Source organism: Cupriavidus ulmosensis (assembly GCF_977008105.1).
The window spans coordinates 18744-34706 of the sequence record NZ_CDRMWP010000001.1 but is presented as its reverse complement, the minus strand read 5'-3'; the positions used below and the strand labels follow the sequence as shown (position 1 = coordinate 34706).

Annotated in this window: 16 protein-coding genes; 10 read left to right on the top strand and 6 right to left on the bottom strand. The window is 69.3% G+C overall.

Going from position 1 to position 15963, the window contains the following annotated elements; translation table 11 throughout:
• Positions 1–10 precede the first annotated feature (10 nt).
• Complete coding sequence (locus ACWTPI_RS00150; protein ID WP_156173742.1) at positions 11–175, bottom strand: hypothetical protein; 165 nt, start codon at positions 173–175, stop codon at positions 11–13.
• A 1246-nt stretch (positions 176–1421) separates the two neighbouring features.
• Positions 1422–1751 (bottom strand): nucleotide pyrophosphohydrolase, encoded by a 330-nt coding sequence (locus ACWTPI_RS00145; RefSeq protein WP_020204175.1) that lies wholly within the window; start codon positions 1749–1751, stop codon positions 1422–1424.
• Positions 1752–1893: 142 nt separating this feature from the next.
• Here ACWTPI_RS00145 and ACWTPI_RS00140 point away from each other — a divergent pair, with 142 nt between their 5' ends.
• On the top strand, positions 1894–2979 hold the full coding sequence (locus ACWTPI_RS00140; RefSeq protein WP_020204176.1) for a helix-turn-helix transcriptional regulator: 1086 nt from the start codon (positions 1894–1896) through the stop codon (positions 2977–2979).
• Positions 2980–2983: 4 nt separating this feature from the next.
• Here the strand turns inward: ACWTPI_RS00140 and ACWTPI_RS00135 are convergent, their stop codons facing one another.
• Together ACWTPI_RS00135 and ACWTPI_RS00130 are read right to left on the bottom strand one after the other, a co-directional pair.
• Entirely contained in the window at positions 2984–3748 is a 765-nt protein-coding gene (locus tag ACWTPI_RS00135) for a hypothetical protein (protein WP_059411013.1), read from the bottom strand.
• A gap of 166 nt (positions 3749–3914) precedes the next feature.
• Entirely contained in the window at positions 3915–5543 is a 1629-nt protein-coding gene (locus tag ACWTPI_RS00130; RefSeq protein ID WP_454730672.1) for an ATP-binding domain-containing protein, read from the bottom strand.
• A 168-nt stretch (positions 5544–5711) separates the two neighbouring features.
• On the opposite strand from ACWTPI_RS00130, the gene ACWTPI_RS00125 reads away from it, so the two are divergent.
• Positions 5712–7187, top strand: coding sequence for a DUF2779 domain-containing protein (locus ACWTPI_RS00125; RefSeq protein WP_454730671.1), 1476 nt, complete (start codon positions 5712–5714; stop codon positions 7185–7187).
• Between the two features lie 43 nt (positions 7188–7230).
• On the opposite strand, the gene ACWTPI_RS00120 is transcribed toward ACWTPI_RS00125, so the two are convergent.
• Positions 7231–8505: a DUF445 domain-containing protein gene (locus ACWTPI_RS00120; protein ID WP_020204180.1), complete on the bottom strand. Its 1275-nt coding sequence runs from the start codon at positions 8503–8505 to the stop codon at positions 7231–7233.
• 277 nt (positions 8506–8782) lie between these two features.
• Between ACWTPI_RS00120 and ACWTPI_RS00115 the strand changes: the two genes are divergently transcribed.
• From ACWTPI_RS00115 to ACWTPI_RS00100, 4 genes are read left to right on the top strand one after another with little or no spacing between them, the layout of a single operon-like run.
• Positions 8783–9745 carry an ATP-binding protein gene (locus ACWTPI_RS00115; RefSeq protein WP_063922975.1) on the top strand — a complete coding sequence of 321 codons (963 nt, stop codon included), beginning with the start codon at positions 8783–8785 and terminating at the stop codon, positions 9743–9745.
• Positions 9746–9762: 17 nt separating this feature from the next.
• On the top strand, positions 9763–11019 hold the full coding sequence (locus ACWTPI_RS00110) for a hypothetical protein (protein ID WP_454730670.1): 1257 nt from the start codon (positions 9763–9765) through the stop codon (positions 11017–11019).
• A complete protein-coding gene (locus tag ACWTPI_RS00105) occupies positions 11012–12565 on the top strand; it encodes a hypothetical protein (protein ID WP_454730669.1) in 1554 nt (517 codons plus the stop codon). The genes ACWTPI_RS00110 and ACWTPI_RS00105 overlap by 8 nt, the downstream gene beginning before the upstream one ends.
• A gap of 11 nt (positions 12566–12576) precedes the next feature.
• Entirely contained in the window at positions 12577–13221 is a 645-nt protein-coding gene (locus ACWTPI_RS00100) for an OmpA/MotB family protein (protein ID WP_020204184.1), read from the top strand.
• Positions 13222–13296: 75 nt separating this feature from the next.
• On the opposite strand, the gene ACWTPI_RS00095 is transcribed toward ACWTPI_RS00100, so the two are convergent.
• A complete protein-coding gene (locus ACWTPI_RS00095) occupies positions 13297–13728 on the bottom strand; it encodes a DUF3293 domain-containing protein (RefSeq protein ID WP_454730668.1) in 432 nt (143 codons plus the stop codon).
• A gap of 232 nt (positions 13729–13960) precedes the next feature.
• Between ACWTPI_RS00095 and ACWTPI_RS00090 the strand changes: the two genes are divergently transcribed.
• The 4 genes from ACWTPI_RS00090 (at position 13961) to ACWTPI_RS00075 (ending at position 15594) form a co-directional block, all read left to right on the top strand.
• On the top strand, positions 13961–14230 hold the full coding sequence (locus ACWTPI_RS00090) for a hypothetical protein (RefSeq protein WP_059411008.1): 270 nt from the start codon (positions 13961–13963) through the stop codon (positions 14228–14230).
• Between the two features lie 498 nt (positions 14231–14728).
• Positions 14729–14950 (top strand): hypothetical protein, encoded by a 222-nt coding sequence (locus ACWTPI_RS00085; protein ID WP_020204187.1) that lies wholly within the window; start codon positions 14729–14731, stop codon positions 14948–14950.
• A gap of 70 nt (positions 14951–15020) precedes the next feature.
• Complete coding sequence (infA, locus tag ACWTPI_RS00080) at positions 15021–15242, top strand: translation initiation factor IF-1 (protein WP_020204188.1); 222 nt, start codon at positions 15021–15023, stop codon at positions 15240–15242.
• Positions 15243–15339: 97 nt separating this feature from the next.
• Positions 15340–15594 carry a hypothetical protein gene (locus tag ACWTPI_RS00075; RefSeq protein ID WP_059411007.1) on the top strand — a complete coding sequence of 85 codons (255 nt, stop codon included), beginning with the start codon at positions 15340–15342 and terminating at the stop codon, positions 15592–15594.
• Positions 15595–15963: the final 369 nt, after the last annotated feature.

The window sequence follows — 15963 nt, the reverse complement described above, 5'->3', positions numbered from 1 at the left end:
GTGAGCTGGCTTATTTCGGGCTGACGGCAGGCGCGCAGCGGATGACCGCATCGGCCACGGGCGCCTGCGGCGCGGGGGCCGCGGGCGTGGCAACGGTGTTCGCGCCGTCGTCGCCGCCGCCGCAAGCGGACAGGCACGACAACGTCATCAGCAACGCAAGCAGGGTCTTGGACATGGAATGGAAAGCGCGGCCCGCGCGGGCATGGGCGAACGAAAGCCGGCACGCCGACGGCCAGGAGGAAGCGCTAGGGATGGGACGGGAGCGGATTGTGGCGGGTACGTATTACGGGGGCGTGAATGAACGTATCAATACATATGGGATTGGGGGGCGGATTTTCTTGTTCGGGCTTTTGTGGGCCTGGCGGCTCGGGCTTGATTGGTGGTTTGGGCTTTGGGTCCTTGTTCTAGCTTTCGTGGGCCTTGAGGCTCGAACTTGATTGGTGGCTTGAGCTTAGGGTCCTTGTTCGGACTTTCGTGGGCCTTGAGGCTCGAACTTGATTGGTGGCTTGAGCTTAGGGTCCTTGTTCGGACTTTCGTGGGCCTTGAGGCGCGAGCGGTTTTGGTGGTTCGGGCTTGGTGAAGATCGTTACTTTTCTTTGTCTCGACAAAGAAAAGTAACCAAAAGAAAACGACCCCTTGCAGGGGGGCTGGGCGCTCAGACGTTATGGCTGGTGCTGGTTTCGTGGTGCGGGCGCTGGCTTCGATGAGACTGCTGACGCTACCGGTTTGCTTGCCTGCGGCATCGCGAATGGCGTTCGATTCGTGGTGGCGCTGCATGATGGCGTTGGCCCAGGCCCTTCGGGCTGCTGCCGCGACCGGAGCGGATGGGTTCGTCATAGGGACGATGCTGGTTTCGTGGTGGGCGCGGTGGCCCCGGCTTGAAACGTACCGACACGAGAACGCTCAACGCTGATCGAAACCCGACACACCCGCGCCGGGTCCACCATGCCCACCACGAAACCATGAGGGTGCTATGTCGTGGTGTCCAAAGCCGGTAACGGCAGATGGCCGAACCAGCAGTGCACTCGCCATCATAGGTCTGACCACGAAGCCACTACAGCCAGCAGTGTCGTGGCCGCTCGCACCGGTAACGGCAGATGCACGCAGAACCACCGGCCCCACCACGAAACCACCAACAATTAGAAATCCCAACGTTTCTGCCCCTGCCGGCCAGGCAGTCCGCTTTCTTGGCCTACTTTCTTTTCGGACAAAAGAAAGTAGGTCGCTCCGGAGGAGCGAAAGCCTTTGACTTTGACTTTGACTTTGACTTTGACTTTGACTTTGACTTTGACTTTGACTTTGACTTTGACTTTGACTTTGACTTTGACTTTAACTTTAACGTTAAGCAGCCGACTTCGAAGCCAAATCCCTTGAAGCCGAAGTCAAAGTCGACTCTAAAGAAATCAAACACCCCCCCAATCCTATTCCCCTCCCGGCACCGGATACTTCCCCGCATTCACCACCATCTTCGCCTTCACCGCCGCATCCAGATCCACCCCCAACACATTCAGCAACTGCGACAGATAAATCGCAATATCCGCCAGCTCCTGCTCCACATGCTCCCGCTCGTCGGTCGCCATGATCCCGCGCGATTCCTCCTCGGTCTTCCACTGGAAAATCTCCACCAGCTCGGCCGCTTCCACGCTCAGCGCCATCGCCAGGTTCTTGGGGCTGTGGTATTTCCCCCAGCCGCGGGCTTCGCCGAATTCGTGCGCGGCGCGCTGGAGGTTCTTGGTGTCGATCAGGGTCATGATGGTCTGCGATGCAATGGAACGAACGCTATTGAACCACGGTGCCGCGCCGCGGGCCGCGCTTAGCATGGCTTCTGCGCAAGCCGTGCGCAGATCCGCTACGATAGCGCCTCCCGAAAAATAAAACAGGCGACAAGTTCAGATGGCGACCTCGGCAAACTGGCCACGGCTCGAAAGCGATATCCTGTCCTGCATGCCTCCCCAGGCGGAGGCGCGCATCTTCTCCGGGGAGCTGCTGTCCCGCGTGCAGGCGAAGTATGGCGAGCAGGCGCCGGGGCGCGACACCGTGATCCGCGCGCTGGACCGCCTGTGCGAGGAAGGCCTGGTCGGCAAGGAAGGGCGCTCGCGCGACAAGAAATGGTGGCGCACCGGCAAGAAGGCGGTCTCGGGCACGGCGCGCCGGCCGCCGCTGGAGCTGGCCATCGCGCTGCTCACGCTGCAGCGGCATGCGCCCAATCATCTCCCGAGCCACGTCATCAGCCAGCTCGAGGATTATTTCGTCGGCGCCGCCAGGGTGCTGCAGGAAAGCCCGGTGGACCCGGCGCTGGCCACCGCGCGCGCGTGGGCGGCCAAGACGGTGCGCATCGACGCCGGTTATCCGCTGCGCTCGCCGCCGATCCGCGAGGACATCCTCAACGCCGTGCGGCGCGCGCTCTATGCCACCCAGGTCCTGTCGGTCTGCTACCGCAATTCCCGGCTCGACAGCGAGGAGCCCGCCGCGTTCAACGTGGTGCCGCTGGCGCTGGTCGAGCGCGGGCCGGTGCTTTACCTGGTGGCGAGCCGCGAGCGCAGCGACGGCAGCTTCAAGCGCTACCAGCTGCGGCTGGACCGCTTCGTCCAGGCCACCTGCACCGAGGTGGCCGGCAGGGCCGACCCGGACTTCGACCTGGACGCCTACGTCCTGCACAACCAGTTCTTCTCGTTCTTCCCCGAGGCGCCGGTGCGCGTGGAACTGCGCGTCAGGGAAGACGGCGAGATCAAGAACCTGTTCCGCGAGCAGAAGCTGGCCGACGACCAGGAGATCGTCGAGGAGGAGGGCGGCTTCCGCCTCACCGCCACGGTCATTCCCTCGGTGGAGTTCCGCAACCTGCTGATGGAGCGCTCGGCCCGCGTCGAGATCCTGTCGCCGGCGCATCTGCGCAGGGAGATCGCCGGGAACCTGTCGCAGGCGTGCCGCGCCTACGCGGACGCGCTCGCATCGGGGGCGCCGGAGGCGTCAGGGACATAGGGCGTCATAGCGCCGGCACGCACGGCGCCGGCCACGGATAGGCGATGGTGATGTCGGCCGCGAGGTCGAGCGAGCCGGTGTCGCGCCGGTGCGCGCGGATGCGCTGCAGCAGGTTCGGGTTGAACGAGTCCACGTGGTCCATCACGTGCGTCTGCGCGGCCACCAGCAGGCGCGCGGGCATCGAGTACGAGCGTTCGACCGCCGTCCACAGGACCGAGACGATGCGCCGGGACAGGGCCTCGCGGTCCTGCTCCTGCTCGCGCGCCAGCACGCACAGCGCGTTCATCGACGCCAGCTCGTGAAACCCCGTGCGCCGGCCCGCGCCGGGCGCCAGCAGCGGCTCGATGGCGGTGCGCGCGAGGATGTCCAGCGCCGCGGCCAGGCTGCGCTCGCCGGCCAGCACCCAGCAGCCGTCGCGCTCGGGCGGCAGGTGCTGGGCCGAGCCCAGCACCAGGGCGATCTCGCTGGTGCCGCGCCGGCGCGCGCGGCGCATGGCGTCGACCGGGCCCATCGCGTTCCAGCGCGCGCCGCCGAACACGCCGCTCAGGCGCGTGGCATCCACGAGGTGGATGACCAGGTCGGGCCGCGGCCGGGCCTGCTCGTCCAGCGTCCACGCCAGCCGGCCCTCCAGCGACGGCAGGTCGAGCAGCAGGCCTGCGGCCTCCTGCTCGGAGAAGCCCCAGCGGCGCAGCAGCACGCGCTGCGGCCGGACCTGCGAGGTGGCGATGGCGGTGCCGGAAACGGTTCCGGGAATCGTGACGAATTGCATGGCTTGCCCTCCTGTTCTGCCGAGGAGTGCAGTGTCGCCACGCATCTGCGCATCCGGTGCGCAGATGCGGCACCGGCATGCAATCCGTCGCGGGAGGCGGGCAACGGGACGCCGTGCCCGCTCTCCCCAGCCTCTCCCGCGCCCCTCCCGCGCCGCCCCGGAGAACCTACAGCCGGTCGTACAGCAAACCCGCCGCGCGCTCGGACAGCACCAGCACCAGCTTCATCGTCGCCCGCGTCGCGCCGACGAACAGCCGGCGGATCTCCTTCTCGCCGAGCGTCTCGAAATCGATCTCGGCGAACACGATGGCGGGCGCGGACTGTCCCTTGAAGCGGAACACCGATTCCGCCAGCACGTCGCCCTGCGAGTAGACCGGCTGGCCCTGCGCGTCGTAGGCGCCGGTAAACGAGCGCAGCCGGTTCGGGCCGAGCTGGTCGTAACCGAGCAGGCGGGAATTGTCGCGCCCGCGGTAGCTCAGCAGCACCACATCCTCCTGCCGGAAGCCGTCGGAGTAACACAGGCGCAGGCCGTCCTTGACGCGGTCGAGCAGTTCATGGTCCCGGTACACCAGGAATTCCACCTCCGCCGTGGCGATCGGCGCGGTGGCCTCGATCTCCACCTCGGGCGGCAGCAGCGGCTGCAGCAGCTTCACCACCGGGCGCGGGCTGCGGAAGTTGCTGCGCGCGCGCAGGCGCACCCAGCCCGGCAGCTCGGCCGGCGGGTGGCCGTACAGGTTCTGCATCGGGTCTTCCAGCCACAGCGCGCGCGCCGCCGGGCCCGCGTGCCGCAGCACCAGGTCGCGCCAGTGCGGCGCGAAGTCCTGGCCTTCGTCCACGATCAGCGTGTCGAAGACGAATTCGCCGGGCACCGCGAGCCGCGCCACGTCGTCCACCAGCTTCGTGAACGCGTCGGGCTGCGTGAAGTCCGGCACGCCGCCGTGATGGCGCAGCAGCGATTCGCACAGCATGTGGAACGTGCAGGCCAGCCCGCCCGGCGGCGCGATGCGCGCGAAGTGGTCGGCCAGCGGGCGGTTGAAGCAGACGTAGAGCGGGCGCCGCCCGCGCGCGATCGCGTCGCGGTACTCGGCCAGCGCGAGCTGGGTCTTGCCCGAGCCCGCGGTGCCGGTCACGCGCAGGCGGAACGGCTCGATGTCGAGCTGCCGCGCCCAGTGCGACAGGCCGCCGGACACGCGCGTCACCAGCGTGCGCGCCTGGCCGATCAGCGCGCTGACGTCGGTGTCGAGCTCGATGGTGTCGCACAGGAAGCGATGGATCCGCTCGGCCACCGGCGCGTCCTCGCCCGGCGGCAGGATCGCCCGGATGATGGCGCACAGCTGCGCGCGCCGGCCCGCGTCGACGATGCGCTGCGGCGACAGCCCCGCCGTGACCGGATTGCGCACCGTGTAGTCCGGGCAGTACAGCAGGTGCTCGATGAACACCGGCTGGCCGCCCAGGCTGCGCATCAGCTTGCCGCGCAGGCCGTCCGCGGTGCGGCCCATCTGCACCGAGACCACGCGCGAGCGCGTGCCGTAGTGCTTGACCAGCCCCTCGGGCGTCTCGTCGAGGAAGCCGCTCTTCTGCTCGATGATGAGCAGCTGCCCCGCGCGGTTCACCACCACGAAATCGATCTCGCCGTAGATGGCGTGCACGTGCGCCACGTTGGTCCAGTGCACCGAGTGGTAGACCGTATAGCCGTCCGGCAGCCCGGCCGCCAGCACCGCGAGCGTCTCCAGCTCGCGCTGGGCGGGGCCGCTGGCCTCCAGGGTTTCCCAGCCGTCGGGAATGATGCGCGCCACGGGAATGCTCCGTCGTCTCTTGGAAAGAGCACGAGAATACCCGAGCGGCCGCCACGCGGCCATCGCGGCGTGCGGCACAATGGCGGCACGATGACAGCACAAAGGCGGCGTCCCCCGCCGGCACGACAAGACAGAAAGACCATGCGCTTATTATCGAAATCCAAACTGATGGCCTTCCGGCAATGCCCGAAGCGGCTCTGGCTGGAAATCCACCGCCCGGCGCTGCGCAGCGATTCGGCCGCGACCGAGGCGAGCTTCGCGATCGGGCACCAGGTCGGCGAGATCGCGCGCCGGCTCTATGACCCGCGCGGCACCGGCGCGCTGGTGGATGCGCAGGCGGAAGGCTTCGAGGCCGCCTTCGCGCGCAGCCAGGACCTGCTCGGCAGTTCGGCGCCGGTGTTCGAGGCGGGCTTTCGCGCCGAGGGCGCACTGGCGTTCGCCGACGTCATGCTGCCGGACGGCGCCGGCGCGGCGCGCACCTGGCGCATGGTCGAGGTCAAGTCATCCACCAGCGTGAAGGACTACCACCTCGACGACACCGCCGTGCAGGCGTTCGTGGCGACGCGCGCGGGCGTGCCGCTCAGCGGCATCGCGCTGGCGCACATCGACAGCCAGTGGGTCTATCCGGGCGGCGGCGACTACCGCGGCCTGCTGGCCGAGGCCGACGTCTCCGAACAGGCCTTCGCGCGCGCCGGCGAGGTCCAGGGCTGGATCGCGCAGGCGCAGGCCGTCGCCGCGCGGGCCGGCGAGCCGGAGCAGGCCACCGGCCGGCACTGCGGCACGCCCTACGAATGCGGCTTCCTCGACCATTGCCGCGGCCAGGAGCCGGCGGCGCAGTATCCGGTGCGGTGGCTGCCCCGCATCCAGGCCAGGGCGCTCAAGGCGCTGATCGAAGAGGACGGCGTGGCCGACATGCGCGACGTGCCGGACCGCCTGCTCAACGACCGGCAGCGCCGCGTGAAGGCGCACACGCTGTCCGGCGAGGTCTTCTTCGACACCGCCGGCGCCGCGGCCGAGCTCGCCGCGCACAAGCTGCCGGCCTTTTTCCTGGACTTCGAGACGATCCAGTTCGCGGTGCCGGTCTGGCCCGGCACGCGGCCGTACCAGCAACTGCCGTTCCAGTTCAGCCTGCACCGGCTGTCGCGCACGGGCAAGCTGGAGCACCGGTCGTTCCTCGACCTGTCCGGCGACGATCCCTCGCTCGCGTTCGCGCGGGCGCTGGTGGCCGGCTGCGGGCAGGCCGGCCCGGTCTTCGTCTACAACGCCGCCTTCGAGACCGCGCGCATGCGCGAGCTCGCCGCGCGCTTTGCGGCGCTGGAAGCGCCGCTGCTGGCCATCTGCGCGCGCGTGGTGGACCTGCTCCCGGTTGCCCAGCAGTACTACTACCACCCGGACCAGCAGGGCAGCTGGAGCATCAAGAAGGTGCTGCCGGCCATCGCGCCCGACCTGCGCTACGACGCGCTGGACGGCGTGCAGGACGGCGGCATGGCCATGAGCGCCTACCAGGAAGCCATCGCGCCCGGCACCGCGCCCGCGCGCAAGGCGCAGATCGAGCGGCAGCTCACGGACTACTGCGGCCTCGACACGCTGGCCATGATCCGGCTCTGGCGGTTCTTCACGGGCCGCGGCGACACGGCGGGCTAGGGCGCGCCGGCCACGCTCATCGCGCTCATCGCGCCCACCGCATTCACAGGCGGCCGAGCAGCGCCGGCATCTGCGCGACCAGGTACAGCACCGCGCCGATCAGCCCGCCCACCAGCGTGCCGTTCATGCGGATGTACTGCAGGTCGCGCCCCACGCTGAGCTCGATCTGGCGCGCCATCTCGCGCGCGTCCCAGCCGCGCACGGTGCTGCTGATATGGCGCGTGACGAATTCCGCGAAGTCCGGCGCCATGCCGCGCGCGGCTTCGCGCAGATGGTCGTTGAGCGAGGCGCGCAGCGACGGGCTGCGCGCCAGCTCGGCGCCGATCCAGTGGCCGGCTTCCATGACCTTGCGGTGGACCACGGAATCCGCGCGCGCGAGGTCCTGCTTGAGCCAGCCGCGCCAGTCCGCCCACAGGCCGCCGAGGTAGGCGTTGAGCGCGCTGTCGCCCTGGAGCTGCTGCCGGATCCGGTCGGCCCGGGCGTGAAAGGCCGGGTCGTCCTTGAGGCGCGCGATCAGCGTGGCCACGGCGTCGTCGAACGCGCGGCGCAACTGGTGCGTGGTGTCCGCCTCCACCTGCCCCAGCACGCGGCCCAGCGCCGCGGCGACGAGGTCGGCGCCGTTGCTGCCGATCCACTCCGTGGGCAGGATCCGCTCCTTCTTCGGATGCTCGCTCTTGAGCCATTCCACGATGCGCTCGGCGATGAACGCGCGCGTGCCGGGCTCGTTGAGCAGCCGGATCAGCTGCGCCAGCGAGGCGTCGAGCAGCGCCTGGTGGCGGCCGTTCTCGGTCAGGCTCTCGAGGATGGTGGCGGCCGAGCGCGACAGGTCCACCTTGCCGATCATGGCGTGCGCCGCGTGGCGGATCGCGGCCTGGATGTCCCGCTCGTCCATCAGGTCCAGCGCGGTGCCGGCCACCTTCGCCACCACGTCGCCGATCTCGCGCGTGTTGCCGGGCGCGGCCAGCCATTGCGCCACCGCCTGCGCGGGATTGTGCCGGTCGATCAGCGCGACCACCGACGGCACGTCGAGGAACTTGTCGCGCACGAAGGCGGCGAGGCCGTCGGCGATGTCGTCCTTCTTGCGCGCGACGATGTTGGTGTGCCCGGCCAGCCCCGGCAGCGGAATGCGGCGGAACAGCGCCGCCACCGCGAACCAGTCGGCCAGCCCGCCGACCATCGCGGCCTCCGACGCGGCGCGCACCCAGCCGGCGGCGAAGCCGTGCGGCACGAACAGGGTGGCGATGAAGACCGCGAAGGCGAACAGCAGGAATGCCAGCGCCTTGCGCTTGGCGATGCGGAGTTCGGTGTCTTGCTGCATGCGTGGCGAGGTAGTCAAAACGTGGATGGAGGATAACTTGCCCGGAACGGGCCGGCACAGTCTGTCCGCGTATCTGCGCACGCGATGCGCAGATACGCGGACAGACTTCCGCGAAGCCGGCGCGATCCCCCCCGAAAGCAGGACTCCATTTTTGCGGGCCGCTGCCGATAGTAGGTCACTTGACGTTCGCATCGCGCCCCGGCGGCAGAACCGGGGCCGGCACGGGCGGCGCGGGCAGGCCACGCCCGGATGCCGCGCAATACATGGGGAACACGCTTTGAACGAGAACACCACCGGGGGCGGGCGGCTGGCGGCGCCCGAACGCGGCCCCCGCCCGGGCGCGCCGGACGACGGCGCGCGCTTCGCCGCGCGCGCGCCGCGCTTCCGGCTCGGCGCCGACGTCATCCTGTCCGACGCCACGGCGCTGCGCCTTGCCGAATGCCTGACCAAGCTGCGCCACCGCAAGACCATCTACGTCGACTGGGACTTCGGCGCCGTGGACCCGCTCGGCCTGAGCACCATCCTCAACTTCTACGGCCCGCCCGGCACCGGCAAGACGCTCGCGGCCGAGGCCCTGGCGGGCACGCTGGACCTGCCGTTCATGTCGCTGGGCATCGCCGAGCTGGAAAGCAAGTTCATGGGCGAGACCGCGAAGAACATCCAGGCCGCGTTCGACGCCGCGCGCGCGGCCGGCGCGCTGCTGTTCTTCGACGAGGCCGACACCCTGCTCGGCAAGCGCCTGTCCTCGGTGACGCAGGGCGTGGACAACGAAGTCAACGCCATGCGCTCCACGCTGCTGATCGAGCTGGAGCGCTTCGACGGCGTGGCGGTCTTCGCCACCAACTTCGCCAAGAACTACGACGAGGCGTTCCGCAGCCGCATCGGCTATCACGTGCACTTCGACCTGCCCGACCTCGACGCGCGCCAGCGCCTGTGGTCGCGCATGCTGGTCGCGGGCATCCCGCTGCGGGATCCGCGCGAGCCCCTGCTGGCGCGCTGCGCCGCGCTCAGCGACGGCTTCTCCGGCCGCGAGATCCGCACCTGCATGCGGCTGGCGCTGCCCAAGGCGCTGCACGAGGCCGAGCGGCACGGCCAGCCGCCCGGCCTGGCGCTGGCGCACCTCGAAGCCGCCATCGGCGAGGTGCGCAAGGCCGGCGACGAGGTAGCCGGTTCACCGGAACACCGCCGCGGGCCCGCGGCCGACTCCGCAACGACCCGGCGGCTGCTGGGCGTCGACTAACAGGAAAAGAGGGAATCATGGGGCTGTTTTCATTTGCAAGATCGGTCGGGAGCGCCTTCGTCTCGGCCGCCAAGAGCATCTACGACACGGCGCGGAACATCGCCGTGAAGGCCATCGACTGGCTGGCCGACGAGGCCGAGACCTTCGTGGGCACGGTCAAGGAAACCTGGCGCAAGGTGCGCCCGGTGCTGCAGCGGATCAAGCCGTACTTCGCGGTAGCGGCGACCGCGGCGAAGAATATGGGCCTCCCCTGGCTCGGCGACGCCATCGTGGCGATCGACACCGCGCTGACCGCGCTGATGAAGCTCGAGAACAGCCCGGTCCTGCAAAAGCTGGAGAAAGCCATCAACTGGGCGATCCAGCGCGCGCGCGCGCTGCGCAAGAAGATGAACGCCGAGGAAGAGGCGCAGGCCCGCCGGCACAAGAAGACCTTCGAGGAAGCGCGCTCGCGCCTGCCCGAGACAGCGCGGCACGGGCTCGACCTCGCCGCGCTGGTCAACGACTACGTGCTGGCCACCGCCGGCGTCGACAACCTGCTCGAAGCGGGCGAGCTGCAGAGCTTCGACCACTACCTGCGCCTGCGCGCCACGCAGAAGCTGCTCAGGTCCGCCGAGCACAAGCTGGAGAAAGCGCGCGACATCGCCGACATCTCGGCCGACGACGTCTTCCTCGTCAAGGTCGCGTCGGACCTGATCGCGCCCGAGCCGACGCTGTCGGCGGCCGACACCGACAGGCTCGACGCCATCATCGCCGCGCGCCACGGCAAGAAGCTGCTGCCGTTCGTGTTCGAGGAACTGACCAAGGCCTGGGACGTCGCCCTGCAGGCCGACGAGAAGCAGTGGCAGGCGGACAACCAGCGCCTGGCCAGGGAGCAGGTGCTGCTGCGCCGCCTGGAGACCGCCCGGAAGCTCGGCGATCTCGCGCCCGACGAGGCCGCCATGCTGGCCGAGCTCCAGTCCACCGTGCCCGCGCTCAAGGCGCAGGCCGACAGCCTGGCCAAGCGCAACCGCGAGCGGCGCAACTACGTCTATGCCAGCGAAGGCTTCATGCAGATGCTGGAGAAGAGCGAGGAGCAACTCGCCAGCGAGGACCGCGCCTACCTGCTGCGCCAGGGCAGCGAGGTCGGGACGATCCTGATCGACTGCGCGCAGAACGGCAAGGCCTGGGAGGCGCTGAACGAAGACCAGCAGATGCTGATCATCGACTTCGCCAACATCTTCGAGGAAGAATGCCGCGCGCGCAGCGGCGAACTGGAGGTCGAGAGCCGTGCTTGAACAGATCCTGCACTTCATCCTGCCGCAGGTCCTCCCGCCGGAGTGGCTGCAGATCGGCTTTTTCACCGTCATCTTCGTGGCGGTGATCCATGCATGGCGCGGCGTGCGCCGGCACGCGACGCCCGACAACTGGGCGAGGAACTGGCACCGCGAGGTCGACGGCAAGGCGGGCCATGAAACGGGCAATGAAGCGGGCAGCGACGCCGGCCAGCTGGACGTAGAGCACGGCTCCGTCAACGACCTCAGCGCCGCCGTGGCGACGCCGCAGGAAAAGCTCGCCGACATCCTGCCCGGCATGCTGCTGATCGTGGGCCTGCTCGGGACGTTCGTCGGCCTGGGCCTGGCGCTCGACAAGGCGTCCGTGATCCTGTCGCAGGCCACCGGCAGCGGCGGCATGGACAGCATGATGGACAACCTGATGTCGATGATGCACGGCCTCGGTTCCAAGTTCAAGACGTCGACCTGGGGCATCCTGGCGTTCCTGACGCTGAAGATCTATTGCAGCCGCAACGGCTTCGAGGAGCGCCGCCTGAACTGGTGCATCGGCAAGATGAAGACCGAGGTGGACCGCCGGCGCAAGGAGGCCCGCGAGCTGCAGGTCGCGGACAACCGGCAACTGGTCGACGCCATCGGCGCGCTGGGCGCCGTGCTGCGTGACAACGCCGCGCAGCAGGCGCAGGACGGCGCGCAGCGCCACGCGCAGCAGCTCGAAGCGCTGGCGGCGCTGCGCGCGGGCCTGAAGGCGCAGACCGCGCAGGGCACGCAGCAACTGGCGAAGATGGACGAGCTGGTGGTCCACAACGAATCCACGCGCCACGCCATCGAGACGTTCGTCGACGGCGTGTCCGCCAACATCACGGCGATGGCGGAAGCCTCGGCGAACATGGCCAGCGCCGCCGTCATGGCCGGGCGCTCGACCGCCGAGCTGCAGGCCGCGATCTCCGAGTTCCGCGTCAGCGTGGCGGAAGTCCTGGACGACATGAAGTCCGACCTCGGCCAGACCATCGCCGACATGTCCGGCCGCTTCGCCGAGAACATGGCGGTCATCTCCGAGAAGATGTCCGACGCCACCGGCGACATCTCGCGCTCCATCACGACGCTGTCGACGAGCGTCGACACCACCCTGAAGTCCGTCGAGGCGGCCGTCGGCCAGTCGCTGTCGACGCAGCAGAAGGCGCACGGCATCTTCGTCGAGTCCAGCGACACGCTCAACGTCAACGTGCAGGCCATGACCAATCTCGTGGAGGACCTGCGCGAGAAGATCGTCTCCGGGCTCAAGTCCGTGTCCGAGAGCGTGCGCCGCACCGCCGAGCTTGGCGGGCACTACGAACGGATCGCCGACGTCAGCCAGAACGTCACCGGCACGCTCGAAGCCGCCGCCGCGACGATCAGGCAGGCCGCCACGGCGAACAAGGACGACCGTACCCGCCGCGACATGCTGGCGGCGCTGCACAGCATCGACAACCGGCTCGACACCGCCGTGATCCAGATGACGAAGCCGCCCGCGAGCGAGCGCCGCGCGCGCGGCGGCCGCGCCGACACCTGAAGCCGCACGCCATGAAAGAGAAGCCGAATGAATGGGTGGCCATCGCCGACCTGATGGCCGGCGTGATGGCGGTGGTGATGCTGCTGCTGGTGCTGTCGGTGGTGCAGAAGCAATATGCCGACGTGCGTCACAAGGCCGAGATGGAGCAGGGCTCGGCGGCGCAGCGCAAGCATATCGCGCAGATGCTGCAGGACATGAAGGCCGCGTTCGCGCAGCAGGGCGCCGAGGGGCTGGTGTCGATCGACGCGCAGGCCGGCAAGGTGGTCCTGCGCGACAACGTGTTCGCGCGCGGCAGCGCCTGCATCACGCCGGAAGCCAGGGCGGCGTTCGCGCAGGTCGAGGACAAGATCTCGGCCTACCTCGACAGCATGCCGGGCGGCCAGATCTACGTCGAGGGGCACACCGACAACCTGCAGGTCGCCCGCCCCGTCACCGACTTCAGCCACTTCTGCACGGTCTACGACGACAACTACACGCTGTCGGCCGCCCGCGCGCGCGAGGCCCGGCGCCTGCTGATCGGCAAGCTCGACGCGCAGGTCGCCAAGCGCGTGGTGGTGGCCGGCTTCGGCGACTCGCATCCGCTCGCGAACGTGCCGCCCGAGGACGCGCGCAACCGGCGCGTGGAAGTCCGCTTCGTCGCGCAGCAGAACGGCTGAGCCGCGCGGCGGGCCGAGGCGGGCGGCGCGGCCCGCGCGCGGCGCCTGCCGCTTATATCGCCTGCCGCCTGTCGCCTAGCGCAGCAGGATCAGCTGCGGCACCGCATCGGCGCCGCTCCACACGATCGCGTTCTGGCCGTGGCGCGCGCCGAGCGCCCGGGCCGCGTCCAGCGCCAGCCCGAGCACCAGCAGGCTCTCCTCGCCCGGCCAGCTGCCTGACGGATGCTGGCCGATGCCCTCGATCGCATGCAGGCCCCGTTGCGCCAGCTCGCGCGCCAGCGCCTGCTGGCGCGCCGCGTTGGCGGCCGGGTCCGGCTCGGGCCGGCTGTGCGGGTTCCACGCCGTCACGAACGCGCTGCAGTCCACGCCCGCCGCCGCGTGCAGCGCGGCCAGCGCGGGGCTGGCCTCGCCGATCGCCAGCGTGAGCGGCGCATCGCCGCGCACGTGATAGCGCGTCTCCAGGTAGGCCTGGATGAGCGCGGGGTCGATGCTGGAGCCGTGAAGCAAGAAACCCTCCGTGAAATGACTGCGGCATGCGCGCGCGTCCGGCCGGCCACGGCATGGCCCGGCGCGCCGCGGACGCAGGCCGGCGGGCTCGCACTCGGGCGGGACGGTTCGGGCTGGAACGAGGCGGTCGGGAGCGTCGGCGGAACGGTGGCGCGCGCCGGGCGGCGCGCCCGAAACTAAATCGTACTTATCCGTGCAAGCAGCGTATGCTCGACGGAGAAAGGAGATCATCATGTCTCAGAACAATGCGATCTACAAGGGGTTCAAGGTGTCCGCCATCGTGCGCCGCGCCCCCGGCGGCGGCCACGGCGCCACGCCGGTGCCCGCCGGCTTCCTCGCCACCGTCACCATCACGCAGGTCAGCCGCGACAGCGGCTCGCTGCGGCTGGTGCCGCCGCTGGAGCAGCAAAGCGGGCGCACGCCGCACGACGCCATCGCGCTGGCAGTGACCCATGCGCGCGCCGTCATCGACGGCATGTCCACCTCGGTCGCGCACAAGTAGCAGTGCCGGGCCGCCGTCCCGGCGGCGCCGCACCGGCTCGCGGCGCCGCCACGGCAAGCGCGCGCGCCGGCAGGGAAACGCCATCGGTGTTATCATCCGCCATCTTGCCGATGCGCCAGCGTGCGTCGATGCAGGCTCGCCGACAGGCCCTGGCGCCTGACGGACACGTCACCGCGATAGCAGGCGAACTTACCGCCGCGGTGGCCCACCAGCCGGGCAAGGCACCCGGCAAAATCAGGGCGATACGCGCCCCTCACCCATCCGACCCGCGGCACACAAGGCCGCTCCGCAGCGCCACGCAGGGCTATCCGCGTGTGCCGGCTGCGCAGGCACGGTCCACCTTCGCCGGCCCCTTTTTCCGCGTACCTGCGCGGCCATCGGCGGCGCCCGGCAAATCCGCAGCACAACCCATGCGGCGAGCGATCACCGAAAGAACACGTCGCGCACAGTGAGTGCATCCGGCGCGCCCCGGACCGTCCGCCCAGATCAGGACATACCTTGCAGCACAATCCGTCTCCGTACACCGTGTCGGTGTACCCCATCGAGCAGCAACCCGGCGTGTGGTTCGCCACGTACATGATCAGCGAATACCGCAGCGGCGCCGAGCGCGTCGTCGCCAACGTCACCATGCGCCACGCCACCCACGGCACCGAAGCCCAGGCCAAGCAGGCCGCCCGCTTTGCCGCCGAACGCGCCGCCGCGGGCATGCGCCTGCAGTGAACGCCACGGCGCGCGCGGCCGGCGCATGGCGCCGCGCCCGCACGCCACCCAACCTAGAGAGGCATCATCCTTGGCAAAAGAAGAACTGGTGGAATTCGGCGGCAAAGTCTCGGAAGTGCTCCCGGACAGCCGCTTTCGCGTGATCCTGGAAAACGGCTTCGAAGTCTGGGCGTACTCGTCCGGGCGGCTCAAGAAGAACCGCATCCGCATCCTGGCGGGCGACCGCGTCACGCTGGAGATGTCGCCATACGACCTCACCAAGGGCCGCATCAACTACCGCCACAAGTTCTGACGCCAGCGCGCGGGACCCGCGCGCGCGCCGCGGCGCCGGCATCCGCGGCCGGTGCGCCTCCCCGGCATCATCAACGCATCCACTGAAGGAGCAAAGCATGTCAGTCAGCGAAGAATGGGAAGAAATGCACCTGACCCCGGACGGATGGGTCGCCGGCAGCTACCAGCACGTGCCCGGCCCCGTGGTCACGCGCGCCGCGCCGGCCAACGACGTGCTCACGGTGCGCCGCCACGTCACGGCCACCTACGGTGGCCCCTCGCGCGCCATCGAGGACCGCACGCCGCGCACCGACCGGCTCGAGCTGCTGGAGCAATTGCTGGACCGCTACGGCAGCCCCGCCTTCAGCGTCTAGCGATCTCGCGGTCCCGCACGCCCGGGCTCTATCCCCGGGCATGGCGGCATTCCCCGCCCTGCCCCGGCCATCCGCGCGCATCGCGCCACGCGGACCGGCGCACGGCAAAAGCGGCGCACGATGGCGCCGCCCTCACTTTCCCATCTCGACCAGGACGCGCTACAGCGTCGTCACCGATTCGCCTGCGATCAGGCCGTTGATGATGTCCTCGCCGAACTTGACCGCGCCACGGCGCGCGGTGCCGATGTTCTCCCACTCCTCGGTTTCGGCTCGTCGGGGGAATCTGTGGGTAGATGGAGGCGATTTACGAGGAGCAGAGGAAGCGATAGAGCTTCTTGCAGGTCGCATCGAAGGCGCTCTGGGCCTGCT